12 protein-coding genes are annotated in these 15,070 nt (G+C 59.7%); 4 read left to right on the plus strand and 8 right to left on the minus strand.

The window, feature by feature from the left end; all coding sequences use genetic code 11:
* Positions 1–13: 13 nt before the first annotated feature.
* The 8 genes from tldD to mreB form a co-directional block, all read right to left on the minus strand.
* Positions 14–1,453, minus strand: coding sequence for a metalloprotease TldD (gene tldD / locus H8F21_RS13045; RefSeq protein WP_203476373.1), 1,440 nt, complete (start codon positions 1,451–1,453; stop codon positions 14–16).
* Between the two features lie 2 nt (positions 1,454–1,455).
* Positions 1,456–2,307 carry a carbon-nitrogen hydrolase family protein gene (locus H8F21_RS13050; RefSeq protein WP_203584461.1) on the minus strand — a complete coding sequence of 284 codons (852 nt, stop codon included), beginning with the start codon at positions 2,305–2,307 and terminating at the stop codon, positions 1,456–1,458.
* 14 nt (positions 2,308–2,321) lie between these two features.
* Positions 2,322–6,131: a YhdP family protein gene (locus H8F21_RS13055; protein ID WP_203584462.1), complete on the minus strand. Its 3,810-nt coding sequence runs from the start codon at positions 6,129–6,131 to the stop codon at positions 2,322–2,324.
* 85 nt (positions 6,132–6,216) lie between these two features.
* Positions 6,217–7,674, minus strand: a complete 1,458-nt coding sequence (gene rng, locus H8F21_RS13060) for a ribonuclease G (RefSeq protein ID WP_045184755.1) — start codon at positions 7,672–7,674, stop codon at positions 6,217–6,219.
* A gap of 76 nt (positions 7,675–7,750) precedes the next feature.
* Complete coding sequence (locus H8F21_RS13065; RefSeq protein ID WP_203476377.1) at positions 7,751–8,356, minus strand: Maf family protein; 606 nt, start codon at positions 8,354–8,356, stop codon at positions 7,751–7,753.
* A gap of 34 nt (positions 8,357–8,390) precedes the next feature.
* Complete coding sequence (mreD, locus tag H8F21_RS13070) at positions 8,391–8,879, minus strand: rod shape-determining protein MreD (protein ID WP_136477985.1); 489 nt, start codon at positions 8,877–8,879, stop codon at positions 8,391–8,393.
* A complete protein-coding gene (mreC, locus tag H8F21_RS13075; RefSeq protein WP_413242970.1) occupies positions 8,879–9,886 on the minus strand; it encodes a rod shape-determining protein MreC in 1,008 nt (335 codons plus the stop codon). Before mreC ends, mreD begins: the two co-directional genes overlap by 1 nt.
* Positions 9,887–10,100: 214 nt before the next feature.
* Positions 10,101–11,138, minus strand: coding sequence for a rod shape-determining protein MreB (gene mreB, locus H8F21_RS13080; protein ID WP_008371426.1), 1,038 nt, complete (start codon positions 11,136–11,138; stop codon positions 10,101–10,103).
* 203 nt (positions 11,139–11,341) lie between these two features.
* On the opposite strand from mreB, the gene gatC reads away from it, so the two are divergent.
* The 4 genes from gatC (at position 11,342) to H8F21_RS13100 (ending at position 15,018) form a co-directional block, all read left to right on the plus strand.
* The gene (gene gatC, locus H8F21_RS13085; RefSeq protein ID WP_136477987.1) at positions 11,342–11,629 is read left to right on the plus strand and encodes an Asp-tRNA(Asn)/Glu-tRNA(Gln) amidotransferase subunit GatC; all 288 of its coding nucleotides are present in this window, start codon (positions 11,342–11,344) and stop codon (positions 11,627–11,629) included.
* Between the two features lie 16 nt (positions 11,630–11,645).
* Positions 11,646–13,097 carry an Asp-tRNA(Asn)/Glu-tRNA(Gln) amidotransferase subunit GatA gene (gene gatA / locus H8F21_RS13090; RefSeq protein ID WP_203476381.1) on the plus strand — a complete coding sequence of 484 codons (1,452 nt, stop codon included), beginning with the start codon at positions 11,646–11,648 and terminating at the stop codon, positions 13,095–13,097.
* Between the two features lie 11 nt (positions 13,098–13,108).
* Positions 13,109–14,554 carry an Asp-tRNA(Asn)/Glu-tRNA(Gln) amidotransferase subunit GatB gene (gene gatB / locus H8F21_RS13095; RefSeq protein WP_203476383.1) on the plus strand — a complete coding sequence of 482 codons (1,446 nt, stop codon included), beginning with the start codon at positions 13,109–13,111 and terminating at the stop codon, positions 14,552–14,554.
* A gap of 92 nt (positions 14,555–14,646) precedes the next feature.
* Positions 14,647–15,018, plus strand: a complete 372-nt coding sequence (locus H8F21_RS13100; RefSeq protein ID WP_203476385.1) for a septal ring lytic transglycosylase RlpA family protein — start codon at positions 14,647–14,649, stop codon at positions 15,016–15,018.
* The last annotated feature ends 52 nt before the right edge of the window (positions 15,019–15,070 follow it).

Raw genomic sequence — 15,070 nt, forward strand, 5'->3', positions numbered from 1 at the left:
CCCGGTATCAATTTCATGCGCCCGTGCCACCAACAGTGATCGCATCGATCTTCAACGTCGGCTGGCCCACGCCAACCGGAACCGACTGACCATCCTTGCCACAGGTGCCTACGCCGCTGTCCAGGGATAAATCATTACCCACCATCGACACTCGGCTCATGGCCTCCGGACCATTACCAATCAGGGTTGCGCCTTTGACCGGCGTGGTGATCTTGCCGTCTTCGATCAGATAGGCTTCGCTGGTCGAGAACACGAACTTGCCACTGGTGATATCCACCTGTCCGCCACCAAGGTTGGCGCAATAGATACCGCGCTTGACCGACTTGATGATTTCTTCAGGATCACTTTCACCCGCACGCATGTAAGTATTGGTCATCCGTGGCATCGGCAAGTGCGCATAGGATTCGCGACGACCGTTGCCCGTGACGGCCATACCCATTAGACGCGCGTTGAGTTTGTCTTGCATGTAGCCCTTGAGAATGCCGTTTTCGATCAACGTGGTGCATTCGGTCGGCGTACCTTCGTCATCCACACTCAACGAACCACGACGCCCTTCCAGGGTGCCATCGTCGACAATCGTGCACAGGCTGGAGGCAACCTTCTGGCCCATCATTCCGCTATAGGCTGAACTGCCCTTGCGGTTGAAGTCACCTTCCAGGCCATGGCCTACCGCCTCGTGCAGCAAGACCCCAGACCAACCTGAACCCAGCACCACTGGCAACGTGCCGGCTGGTGCTGGAATGGCGTCGAGATTGACCAATGCCTGGCGCAGCGCTTCACGGGCAAAGCCCATGACCCGCTCATTGGTGAAATAGCGATAGTCGGTGCGACCGCCACCGCCATGGCCACCGCGCTCACGCCGGCCGTTTTGCTCAACGATCACACTGACGTTGAAACGCACCAGTGGACGTACATCCGCAGCCAGGCTGCCATCGGCCGCGGCGATCAAGATACGCTCCCAGACCCCGGCCATGCTCACTGTGACTTGCTGAATACGTGAGTCCAGCGCCCGCGTAGCGATGTCGACACGCTTGAGCAACTCGACCTTTTCTGCCCGGCTGATCACTTCCAGCGGGTTGTCGGTACCGTAAAGCTGGATGATGTCCTGGCTTTTGAAGGCCTGGACACTGCCATTTTGCCCGGCACGGGAAATAGAGCGAGCGGCACGGGCAGCCGACGTCAGCGCTTCGAGGTTGATGGCGTTGCTGTAGGCGAAACCGGTTTTTTCACCGGATTGGGCCCTGACACCTACGCCTTGGTCGAGGTTGAAGCTGCCTTCTTTGACGATTCCGTCTTCAAGTGCCCAGGACTCGGAAATTTGCCCCTGGAAATACAGGTCGGCAGCATCGATACCCGGCCCGGCCAATTCACCCAGCACGGACTGCAGGCTATCGAGGGTGAGCCCCCCCGGTGCCAGCAGGTGCTCGCTGACAGTGGATAACATCTCGCTCATAGTCACTCCGAGGTGTGCGCAGGCCGCAAAGCGTCCTGCGAGAAAAAGCGCCGGTGCAAGGCCACCGGCATCCGCGCCCGTATGGACGCCTGTTCGCTGCTGTCGCGGTCGGCCAGCAGCACCGCCTCACCGCTGGCCTGTTCGGCGACGATACGCCCCCATGGATCAATGATCGCTGCATGACCATAGGTTTCACGCGGCCCTGGGTGAACACCGCCCTGGGCGGCCGCCAACACATAGCATTGGGTTTCAATTGCCCGGGCGCGAATCAATACCTCCCAGTGAGCCGCACCGGTTACCGCAGTGAAAGCCGCAGGCGCACTGATCAACTCGGCCCCGGCGGCGCGCAAGGCGCTGTAGAGTTCAGGAAATCGCAGGTCATAGCATACGCTCAAGCCCAACCGACCGACTGGCGTATCCGCCACTACCACCTGGGCGCCGTGGGCATAATCATCAGACTCTCGATAGCGACCGCGGTTGTCAGCGACATCGACATCGAACAGGTGCAGCTTGTCGTAGCGCGCTACGGTTTGACCGTGATCGTCGATCAACAGCGAACACGCATGCGCTTTGGCGTCGGGAAGGCCTTGCGGTGGCAAAGGCAAGGTGCCGGCCACCACCCATAACTTGAGGTCGCGAGCAGCCTGTTTCAACCAGGGCAGAATCGGCCCTTGTCCGAGTGCTTCGGCGCGGCCGATGGCTGCACTGTCGCGCCGCCCCATCGCGGCAAAGTTTTCCGGCAACACCGCAAGACGCGCACCGTTTTCAGCCGCCTGCTCGAGCAACTGCCGAGCCCGCTCGAGATTGGCCGAAATATCGCTCTGGCTGACCATCTGGATCACTGCTGACTTCATGCGCGCTCCCGAGGCTACTTGTTGAACGGTTTTACAAAGCTGATTTTAGGCTCTTTCCAGGGACCTTCGACGCGATAGTGCACGCTTGCATAGCGAGACACCCGGTCACCCAACAGGCGATCGACCAGAAACAACGCACCACCCACTGCCGGCGCGCCCACAATCAATGCCGCCAGTGGCAAATTGTTGGTCACCGGCAAGCTCACCTGCAGGTTGGCATCCACGCGGTCACGCACCATGTCCAGAGTGCCGTCGAGCTCAAAGTTGCTCGACGGCCCGGTCACGGTGATCGGCTCTCGTGTCACATAGACACCTTCACTGGCCACCAACAGGCCTTTGACTCGATCGTAACTCAAGCCTTTGTCAAACAGATCGGAGAAGTCCAGCCGCAAGCGTCTGCCAATGGAATTGAAGTTGAGCAGGCCAAATACCCGCAACGCCTGGGCGCCGCCTTCGACTTCAACGAACTGACCCTGGCGTAAAGCGGCGTCGAGGCTGCCGGAGAGTCGCGCCAGGCTGACCCAGGCGGGCGAGCCTGGCCAACGCGCATCGACATCCAGACGAAAGTCACGGCTGGTAACGGTCGGAGCAAAGTTCCAGGCTTTAAGGACATCCGCAAGGTTCTTGCCCTCAAGACGTCCCTTGTACCAACTGGTACTGGCGCCCGGTGCGCCTTCCCAGCCTGCGCTACCATCGATCTGCAAGCCCTTGAGGTTGAGGTCCAGGTCATTCAGCGCAATACCCTTGGCCGTTGATCGCACCTTTACTGCCGCACTGCCAAGCAGATCATCGCCACGAAACAGCCTGTCGATGCTCAGGTCGATAGAAGGGATCTTGCGTGGATCGATAGTGGCCATCGGATCGGGAGCATTGGGCACAGTGATTTCGGCCGGATCCTGTGGCGGCAAATGAATAGTCTGCAGATTCACCACCAGCGGTGCACCTTTGGCATCAGGCAGGCGGGCATTACCTATGACCTCCTTGCTGTCCAGACGCAGCGCCCAGTTATTGCTGTTGCGCACCAGGCTTACCACTGCCTGGTTCAGCTCCAGGCCTGCGCCCTTGAGGCGATTGATGCTCAAGTTGACGCCACGCAACAGTTGCCGGGCGCTGCCACTTGGGTCATCGCCACCCAGGCTTTGCGCCTGCTGCTGCCAGGGAGCAAGGTCCAGTTCCGCCAGGCGTCCGCGTACCTGTACGCCCTGGCCGCCAGGCAGTTGTGCATTACCACTGCCAAACACCAGCTCACCACGCCCTTGGTCAAGCTTGTCCATGGGCGCGGCATAGAGCATGTTGGCGACGTCTGCATAGCTGAAGTTGAAGCGTCGCTCAGGCCCCTGCAGGGTCATACCGAACTGGCTGGCACGGGTTTCGTTGGCGGTCTTGCCGAACGGAGCAGGCAGATTGATTGCCAGGCCCTTGAGCGTGGAGTCGACCTTAAGCTGGTTATCACGACTCCCCAGTAACAGTTGCAGCTGATACGGCAGCTCTCCGGCAAGCGGCAAGGTCTGTTTTACCTGCAACCACTGAGTCAATGCCGAGAGCGCAACCTGACCCTTGGCCTGGACCCGGGTCTGCAATTGGCCGGGTTTGCCTTCGGCAAAGATCTGCGCGGTGATCGGTTTGTCGAATACCCGCGCACTGATGTTCTGACCGCTAAGCCCCTTGGCCAAGTCAAAACGGAACGCACCTTTGAGATTGTTCAGCTCAAGCACCGGCGCAGCGATTTTCAAGCGTGCATCACTGGTATTGAAATCCACCACTACTTGCGGCTCTTGACCCTTGGCCAACGGAACATCCAGCTTGAGCTTGCCCTTGAGCCCGCCATGGCCCTCCCAGCCGGCGAACAGGGCTGCGGTACCGATTGGCGCCTCCTGAAGGATTTTCAGGCCGTCACCCAGGCTACCGTCAAAGGCACCATCCAGGTACATATGAGAGTGCTCGCCACTGGCGACATGAGGGATATTGACTTGTACATCACTGACCTTGGTATCGAGTAGCTGTCCGCTCCTGGCGTTGACCCGCACGCCATCGTCGTCGATGAACACTTCACCCTCGACCTTTTGCACTTGCGGCCAACCAGGCTGGAAATCCAGAGCAGCATCATGAACCTTGAAGAACAGGCTGATGCTGCGCGCCTGCTCTGACGCGCCGTGATTGAGCGAGCCCTGGTACTGGAAATAGCCCTCATCGACTGCGCCTTTGACAATCGCTGTACGCAGCCATTCATCCAATGCCGGGCTCAAGACCTCAGGCAAGTACTTGGCGGTATAGCGACCATCGCCGTCGACCAGACCGACACGCAAGTCCATGTAGTCTTCGCGCGCCTCATCGAACAGCAGGCGAATGAGAAAATCACCGGCGATCTTTCCCTCTTCGCCCAGCACCTTCAGGTATGGCGCGACAAGGGTGAAACCTTCCTGGTCGAGGCGCCAGGTGAGCAGTGCATTGGCTTTCTGGTAATTCCAGGGTTTGGCGAAAATCGGGTCCAGGTGCAGCATAAAGGCGTCAGTGTCCAGGCGCAGTTCGCCGTGGCCCAGGTCGCCGCTGATACTGCCACTGACATTTCCGGCCGCCGGTGCGCCGTGATAAGCGTCAAAACCCACTCGCTCAAGGTTGGCAGCGAAACTCAGGCGTTGATCCCCGCTTGCCTTGGGACGGATATCCAGCAAGACATTGCGCAAACTGCCGGTAACCTTGAGCCCGTCGACCACAGCCATGCCCTGTTCGGGCAACGGTGCCAGCGATTCGATAAGCGGCGTAAGCGGGGTCAGGTTCAAGCGATCGGCCTGGACCTTCCAGCTTTCTTCGGCACTTTCACTGGCCGCGGTCTGGCTGAGCTGCAGGCGCGACTCCCAACGTGTCTTACCCAGGCTCATGGCCAGCGAATCGATCTTGGCATCAAAACCCTGCGCCGAACGCTGGAACCAGCCATTGAGCGCCAGGTTCTCCACCTTGGCCTCTTTGCGATCGCCATAGGCTGCGCGCAATTGCGGCGCGTTCAAGCGAACCACGGCGCTCTGCATCTGGCGCTTGTTCCAGTTCAGCCAGAACTCACCACCGGCCTTGAGCTCCTTGGCCCGCCATTGCCCAAGCAGGCGTGTCGGCAACCAGCGAGCCCAATCGCTCTGGGGCAGACTGAGGTAGGCATCGACTTCGCCATCACGCCACTGTTGCGCACGTACACGGCTATGCAAACTCACGGCTACGGGCTGGCCGTCAGGCAGGGTCAGGCGCAGATCCATTCGCTGACGCACACTACCCGTCTGCAGGCCAAGACTGACATAGGTAAGGGTCATTGGATCGTGCTGGAACGGCTCGAGAGTGACCTGACTGTCGAGCACGGTAATCTTCGACACCGCTTGCATGCGCTGCAGCAACTGCTCGGGATCGAGCGGTTGATCATCGGTTTTCGGCAGTCCGTCGAGGCTCCAGGCCCCTTGTTCATCTTCGCGCAGGCTCAAGTGCAGGCCGCCAAGTTCCAGGTTGGCCAGGCGCACTTGTCGCTCGCTCAGGCTTGCCCACAGATCAGGGACTGCCTTGACCCCATCGAGGCGCAACGCTGTAGCGCCCTCGCCCACTTGGATGTCATTGATCACCAGCACCGGGGCCAAGCCAATCCAGTGCCCTTCCAGGCTGCCGATATGCACGGGCATGCCCAAGGCCTGCTGAGCCTTGTCTTCAATCTCGGCACGGTATTCTGCCACCAGCGGCACCAGTTGCCGGCCAAGGCTGACATACAGTGCTACCAGCACCGCCAGCAAGGCACAAATCCCCAGGCCCCAGCGGGTCATCGCGCCAAGAACGCGCATTAGACGTTCCATGGCAATGGCCCTCCAACTCGTGCGTTAACTATGGTCGCAACCGGGTACTTTTCCAGCCCTCGGTGCGACCGGATGCATTCAGACGTCAGAGCAGCACCACATCGTATTGTTCCTGGGAGTACATTGACTCGACCTGGAAACGAATGGTTCGGCCAATGAAGGTTTCAAGCTCGGCTACGTTGCCTGACTCTTCATCAAGCAGACGGTCGACTACCTTCTGATTGGCCAGCACTCTATAGCCTTCAGCCTGATAGGCCCTGGCCTCGCGAAGGATCTCGCGGAAAATCTCGTAACAAACTGTCTCCGGGGTTTTCAACTTGCCCCGGCCCTGGCAGCAATGGCACGGCTCGCACAGTACCTGCTCAAGGCTTTCACGGGTGCGCTTGCGGGTCATCTGCACCAGGCCAAGCTCGGTGATACCGATGATGTTGGTCTTGGCGTGATCGCGCTCCAGTTGCTTTTCCAGGGTCCGCAGCACCTGGCGCTGGTGCTCTTCATCTTCCATGTCGATAAAATCGATGATGATGATGCCGCCAATGTTGCGCAGGCGCAGCTGACGGGCGATGGCGGTGGCCGCTTCGAGGTTGGTCTTGAAAATGGTCTCTTCAAGGTTGCGATGGCCAACGAAGGCCCCGGTGTTGACGTCGATGGTGGTCATCGCTTCTGCCGGGTCTACCACCAGATAGCCACCTGACTTGAGCGGAACCTTGCGGTCCAGCGCACGCTGAATTTCGTCTTCGACGCCGTACAGGTCGAATATCGGCCGTTCGCCGGGATAGTGCTCGAGACGATCGGCAATTTCGGGCATCAATTCGCCGACGAACTGCGTGGTTTTCTGGAAGGTTTCCCGGGAATCAATCCGGATTTTCTCAATTTTCGGGTTGACCAGATCGCGCAGGGTTCGCAACGCCAGACCGAGGTCTTCATAGATTTCCGTTGGTGCCCCAACCGTCTTGATCTGCGCACCGATCTGATCCCAAAGCCTGCGCAGATAACGAATATCCATGAGAATTTCATCAGCGCCCGCACCTTCTGCCGCCGTACGCAGAATAAAACCGCCGGCATCCTGGATGTTTTCCTGGGCAACGCAATCGGTCACTACCTGCTTGAGTCGCTCGCGCTCGGCTTCGTCTTCGATCTTCAGGGAAATGCCGACGTGACTGGTACGCGGCATGTACACCAAGTAACGCGAGGGGATCGACAACTGGGTGGTCAGCCGTGCGCCCTTGGAGCCAATCGGGTCTTTGGTGACCTGCACTACCAGGCTCTGGCCTTCATGCACCAATGCGCTGATGCTTTCCACTGACGACCCTTCGCGCTGGGAAATCTCCGATGCGTGAATGAACGCTGCGCGATCCAGGCCGATGTCGACAAACGCTGCCTGCATTCCAGGCAACACGCGAACCACTTTACCTTTATAGATATTGCCGACTATGCCGCGCCGCTGCGTGCGCTCGACATGCACCTCTTGAAGAACACCGTTTTCCACCACCGCCACGCGTGATTCCATCGGTGTGATATTGATCAGAATCTCTTCACTCATGGCAGGCTCTCGTCAAAGGACTTCAGTAATGATGGATCGCTCTCAGGCGACTGGCTAGCAACTGCATGGTCCTCAATCAACGGGTCGACAACGACTGCCAACAAGGAATGGCAAATTGCCCCAGCAACGCGGCGGTTTCGCTCAGCGGCAAACCCACCACAGCCGAATAACTACCTTCGATGCGCTGTACAAATATCGCACCCAGCCCCTGAATGGCATAGGAACCGGCTTTATCCAATGGTTCGCCGCTGGCCCAATAGGCTTCGGCCTCCTGCCTGGAGATCGTGCGAAAACGCACTTGGCTGGCGACGCAAACACTCAGGCAACGCTGTTGATCTGCCAGCGCAACTGCCGTCAGCACGTTGTGCTCGCGTCCGGAAAGCGCGGCAAGCATCGCCAGGGCGTCTTCGCGATCGACAGGTTTGCCGAGGATCTGGCCATCGAGGACTACGGCGGTGTCTGCACCCAGCACCGCCAGGCGAGCGCTCACGTCCATTGGCGGCAGAACAGCCAGTCCGGCCTTGGCCTTGGCTACGGCCAGGCGCTCGACGTATGCAGGCGCTGCCTCATCGGGCAGAGGACTTTCGTCCACCGCCGCACTAAGGGCAGTGAAGGGCACGCCGATCTGGGTCAGCAACTCGCGGCGGCGGGGTGAACCAGAGGCCAGGTACAGCTGGGTCATCGTGACTTCTCCCTGTCAGCGTCGGGAAGCGGATTCAGTTGATGCTCAGACGCAGTCGCAGTCCACGCAGGGCAAAGCTGATCCACGGCCAAAGCAAGGCACTGATGACAGCCGACCAGATCAAGGCAAGCGTCGGCAGACGGTTACCGGTCAGGGCGCTCAACCATAGCTGTACCAGTTGGGCCAGACCGAAGATCACCAGGATCACCAGGCTCTGCTGCCACATCGGGAACATCCGCAGGCGCTGTTGCAAGGTCAGCACCAGGAACGTAATCAGGGTCAGTACCAGCGCGTTCTGCCCCAGCAAAGTGCCGTACAGCACATCCTCGGCAAGGCCCAGAAAAAAGGCTGTGGTCATGCCGACTTTATGTGGCAGAGCCAGGGTCCAGAAGGCCAGCAACAGTGCCAGCCACATGGGCCGGAAGACTTCCATAAACTGTGGCAATGGCGAAACGCTGAGTAACAGGCCCAGCACAAACGTCAGCCAGACCACCCAGCCGTTACGGCTGCGAGTACTTACCATCAGTGTCTCTCCGGGGTGGATGTCGGGGCAGCTGCGGCCGGAGTTGTCGTCGGTGCGGGCGCTACATCCGGTGCCTGGCCGTTGCTGGCAGGCGTCGCTGGCGCTGTGCCAGTCGCCGGAGCAGGAGGTGTGGCCGCAGCGCCGGGCTGTGCAGCATCACCACTACCCGGCAAGCCTTGACGATCCGCGGCCTCCTGAGCCATGGCAGCATCGGCTGCGCGCTGCTCGGGGGTACGGCTGTCGGTGAACACCAGTAGCAAGTAACGGCTGCGATTGAGCGCTGCAGTCGGGACAGCCCGGACAATGGCGAACGGCTGGCCGGAGTCGTGGATAACTTCCCTTACCGTGGCCACCGGATAACCGGCTGGGAAGCGTTGTCCGAGGCCGGAGCTGACCAACAGGTCGCCTTCCTTGATGTCGGCGGTGTCGGCGACATGCCGCAGTTCCAGGCGCTCGGGATTACCCGTGCCACTGGCAATTGCCCGCAAGCCATTGCGGTTCACCTGCACCGGAATGCTGTGGGTGGTGTCGGTGAGCAACAATACTCGCGCGGTATAGGGCATCAACTCGACCACCTGGCCCATCAGGCCCCGGGCATCGAGGACTGGCTGACCTAGCACCACGCCGTCCCGCTCACCCTTGTTGATCAGGATGCGGTGCGTGAACGGGTTGGGATCGACACCGATCAGCTCGGCGACTTCGACTTTCTCATTGACCAATGCCGAGGAGTTGAGCAGCTCGCGCAAGCGCACGTTCTGCTCGGTAAGGGCGGCGAGTTTCTGTACGCGCCCTTGCATCAGCAAGGCTTCGGTCTTGAGTTTTTCGTTTTCGGCGACCAGCTCCGTACGGCTGCCAAACTGGCTGGCGATACCCTGCCACAGGCTCTGCGGCAAGTCGGTGATGTGATAGGACTCCATCAACACCAGGCCCATCTGGCTGCGTACGGGCTTGAGCAACGGGAAGCGCGCATCAACCACCATCAAGGTGATCGACATCACAACCAGCACGAGCAGGTGCACGCCCAGCGAAGGGCCCTTGGCGAAAAGCGGTTTAATAAGCCGCTCCTCGTGGAAGACGATTCAAGAGGTCATTCATACGGCAAAGCACCGGCCTGCTTGCGGATTGACAGAAAATGACGCCCACGCGGACGTCAGCCCAGCACATACAGGTAGCACTGTGGGCACTACCTGTAAACCGGGCGGCATGTTTACTGCAGCCAGCTTACTCGCTGGAGAGCAGGTCCATGGTGTGTTTATCCATCATTTCCAGGGCACGACCACCGCCACGAGCAACACAGGTCAGCGGGTCTTCGGCAACGATGACCGGCAAGCCGGTTTCCTGGGCAAGCAGCTTGTCCAGATCGCGCAACAAGGCACCACCACCGGTCAGGACCAGACCACGCTCGGCGATGTCCGAAGCCAGCTCCGGAGGCGACTGCTCCAGCGCGCTTTTGACCGCTTGAACGATAGTCGCCAGGGATTCCTGCAGTGCTTCGAGCACTTCGTTGGAGTTCAGGGTGAAGGCACGAGGCACGCCTTCGGCCAGGTTACGGCCGCGAACATCGACTTCACGCACTTCACCACCTGGGTAGGCAGTACCAATTTCCTGCTTGATGCGCTCAGCAGTGGACTCACCGATCAGGCTGCCGTAGTTACGACGCACATAGGTCACGATCGCTTCGTCGAAGCGGTCACCACCCACACGAACGGATTCGGCATAGACCACACCGTTGAGGGAGATCAACGCGATTTCGGTGGTACCACCGCCGATATCGACGACCATCGATCCGCGTGCTTCCTCGACCGGCAGGCCGGCACCGATAGCGGCAGCCATCGGCTCTTCGATCAGGAATACTTCGCGGGCACCGGCGCCCAGCGCCGACTCACGAATCGCACGACGCTCAACCTGGGTCGACTTGCACGGCACACAGATCAGTACCCGCGGGCTTGGCTGCAGGAAGCTGTTCTCGTGAACCTTGTTGATGAAGTACTGCAGCATTTTTTCGCAAACGCTGAAGTCGGCGATGACGCCGTCCTTCATCGGACGAATGGCAGCAATGTTGCCGGGCGTACGGCCCAGCATACGCTTGGCTTCGGTACCTACCGCGACGACACTTTTCTGGTTGCCGTGAGTACGAATGGCCACAACCGAGGGCTCATTCAGGACGATACCGCGCTCACGCACGTAAATAAGGGTGTTGGCAGTGCCCAGGTCGATGGAAAGATCGCTGGAAAACATGCCACGCAGTTTCTTGAACATGGGAAAGTGACCCTAGGCAACGCGTGGGTAAAAAAGTGCGGCAAACTCTAACAACGGCGGGGATTTTGGGCAAGGCGCCAATATGTTAAATTGGCAGTTTTTCCGAGCAAGCCAGCGCACAATCGCGGCCTTATGACCGTAAATCCGCCAGCATGTTCCTCATCGCGGACCAAATCCGTTTTTTGTTTCCCCAGGAGATCCCCATGGCGCTTGAACGCTGCGACGTGGAAAAGATCGCTCATCTGGCCCGACTGGGCCTGAATGAAGCCGATCTACCACGCACTACCGATGCCCTGAACAGTATTCTGGGACTGGTCGACCAGATGCAAGCAGTCGACACCACTGGCATTGAGCCACTGGCGCATCCGCTGGAAGCCAATCAGCGCCTGCGCGCCGATGTGGTAACAGAAAGTAACCATCGAGACAGTTACCAGGCCATCGCCCCGTCGACGGAAAACGGCCTGTACCTGGTTCCGAAAGTCATCGAGTAAGGGAATAGAGCCTGCCATGCATCAATTGACCCTGGCCGAGATCGCCCGCGGACTCGCCGACAAGAGCTTCTCCTCCGAAGAGCTGACCCGCACCCTGCTGGCGCGGATCAACCAGCTCGACCCGCAACTGAACAGCTTCATCAGCGTCACCGAAGAGCTGGCCATCAGCCAGGCTCGCGCGGCTGATGCCCGTCGGGCTGCTGGCGAGAACGGCCCCCTGCTGGGTGCGCCAATCGCCCACAAGGACCTGTTCTGCACCCAAGGGATCCGCACCAGCTGTGGCTCGAAGATGCTCGACAACTTCAAGGCACCCTATGACGCCACCGTCGTCAGCAAGCTGGCCGAAGCCGGCACGGTGACCCTTGGCAAGACCAACATGGACGAGTTCGCCATGGGTTCGGCCAACGAATCCAGCCACTACGGCGCGGTGAAGAACCCATGGAACCTGGAGCACGTACCGGGCGGCTCGTCCGGCGGTTCCGCCGCAGCTGTGGCTGCGCGCCTGCTGCCGGCGACCACCGGCACCGATACTGGCGGATCTATCCGACAGCCGGCTGCATTGACCAACCTCACAGGGCTGAAACCGACGTACGGTCGTGTTTCGCGCTGGGGCATGATTGCCTATGCCTCCAGTCTCGATCAGGGCGGTCCGCTTGCTCGCACTGCCGAAGACTGCGCACTGATGTTGCAAGGCATGGCCGGTTTCGACGCCAAGGACTCCACCTGCATCGATGAGCCGGTACCCGACTACAGCGCCGCCCTGAACGGCTCGCTCGAAGGCCTGCGCATCGGTTTGCCGAAGGAATACTTCGGAGCGGGCCTGGACCCACGTATTGCCGACTTGATCCAGGCCAGCGTCAAGGAACTGGAAAAGCTCGGTGCCGTGGTCAAGGAAATCAGCCTGCCAAACATGCAGCATGGGATTCCGGCCTACTACGTCATCGCCCCTGCTGAAGCCTCGTCCAACCTGTCGCGTTTCGACGGCGTGCGTTTCGGCTACCGCTGCGAGAACCCGGCTGACCTGACCGACCTGTACAAGCGCTCCCGCGGCGAAGGCTTCGGCCCCGAAGTACAACGCCGGATCATGGTCGGTGCCTATGCACTCTCGGCCGGCTACTACGACGCGTATTACCTGCAAGCGCAGAAAATCCGCCGCCTGATCAAGAACGACTTCATGGCAGCGTTCAACGACGTCGATGTGATTCTCGGCCCGACCACGCCAAACCTGGCCTGGAAGATCGGCGCCAAGAACAACGACCCGGTTGCTGCCTACCTGGAAGACGTCTACACCATTACCGCCAACCTGGCGGGGCTGCCGGGCCTGTCGATGCCAGCCGGTTTTGTCGATGGTCTGCCGGTCGGCGTGCAGTTGCTCGCCCCGTATTTCCAGGAAGGCCGCCTGCTCAACGTCGCGCACCGCTATCAGCAAGTGACTGATTGGCACACTCGCGCACCTAACGGCTTCTGAGGGATCACCACATGCAATGGGAAGTTGTCATCGGGCTGGAGATTCACACCCAGCTCGCCACCCAGTCGAAGATTTTCTCCGGCAGCGCCACCACCTTCGGTTCCGAGCCGAACACCCAGGCCAGCCTGATCGACCTGGGCATGCCCGGCGTGCTGCCGGTACTCAACCAGGAAGCCGTGCGCATGGCCTGCATGTTCGGTCTGGCGATTGACGCCGAGATCGGTCATCACAACGTCTTCGCACGCAAGAACTACTTCTATCCTGACTTGCCCAAGGGCTACCAGATCAGCCAGATGGAACTGCCGATTGTCGGCAAGGGCCACCTGGACATCGCCCTTGAAGACGGCACCGTCAAGCGTATCGGCATAACCCGCGCGCACCTCGAAGAAGATGCGGGCAAAAGCCTGCACGAAGACTTCAGCGGTGCCACCGGTATTGATCTGAACCGTGCCGGCACCCCACTGCTGGAAATCGTTTCCGAACCGGAAATGAGCAGTGCCAAGGAAGCGGTCGCCTACGTCAAGGCTATCCACGCACTGGTCCGCTACCTGGGCATCTGCGACGGCAACATGGCCGAAGGCTCGCTGCGCTGCGACTGCAACGTCTCGATCCGACCAAAAGGTCAGGTTGAATTCGGCACCCGCTGCGAGATCAAGAACGTCAACTCGTTCCGCTTCATCGAGCGCGCGATCAACAGCGAAATCCAGCGCCAGATCGAACTGATTGAAGATGGCGGCAAAGTCGTCCAGGAAACCCGTCTGTACGATCCGAACAAGGACGAGACGCGCTCCATGCGCAGCAAGGAGGAAGCCAACGACTACCGTTACTTCCCCGATCCGGACTTGCTGCCAGTGGTCATCGAGGGTGCCTTCCTCGACAGCATTCGCGCCACCCTTCCAGAACTGCCACCGCAGAAGCGCGAGCGCTTCCAGAGCCAGTTCGGCCTATCGGCCTACGACGCCAACGTGCTGGCTTCGAGCCGCGAACAAGCCGACTACTTCGAACAGGTAGTGTCGGTATGCGGCGACGCCAAACTGGCCGCCAACTGGGTCATGGTCGAGCTGGGCAGCCTGCTCAACAAACTTGGCCTGGAAATCGACCAGGCACCGGTCACTGCTGCGCAGTTGGGCGGCATGCTGCAGCGTATTCTCGACAACACCATCAGCGGCAAGATTGCCAAGGTCGTATTCGAGAAGATGGCGGCTGGTGAAGGTGATGCTGACCAGATCATCGAGGCCGAAGGCCTCAAGCAAGTGACTGACAGCGGTGCAATCGAGAAAGTGCTGGATGAAATGCTCGCCGCCAATGCCGAGCAGGTCGAACAGTACCGTGCCGCCGATGAAGCCAAGCGCGGCAAGATGTTCGGCTTCTTCGTCGGTCAGGCCATGAAAGCTTCCAAAGGCAAGGCCAACCCGCAGCAAGTGAACCAATTGCTCAAAAACAAGCTCGAAGGGTAATTCGCGTCACCTGCTTTTCGCCGACACACCGGCTCCCACGCAGTAGGAGCTGGTGTGCGCCGCGAAAGCCACCCCACGGAGCATCTGCACACATGTGGCGTCCTCTCAGCGCATTCGCGCTTTTTGCCCTGCTGGCCGGCTGTGCCAGCCACGATATTGATCCTCGCGGTTACGACAAATCCGGCACTGCCTCCTACTACGGCTCCCGCCATCATGGCAAACGTACTGCCAGTGGCGAGCCCTTCAATCAAAATGCCATGACCGCTGCCCACCGCAGCTTGCCATTTGGCACCCAGGTCAAGGTCACCAATCTCAACAACGACCGTAGCGTAGTTGTGCGCATCAATGACCGTGGTCCCCACACCCGCGGCCGATTGATTGACCTGTCACGGGCTGCCGCAGAAAAACTGGGCATGATCCGTAGCGGAACAGCGCGTGTACGGGTACAAAGTCTCAGCGACTGACCCTGTTACGGAGCACGATCATTTTCGACCTGGCCGCCTTACCCACCTTCAG

It is taken from the genome of Pseudomonas arcuscaelestis, from assembly GCF_016881005.1.
In the GTDB taxonomy this organism is placed as follows: domain Bacteria; phylum Pseudomonadota; class Gammaproteobacteria; order Pseudomonadales; family Pseudomonadaceae; genus Aquipseudomonas; species Aquipseudomonas arcuscaelestis.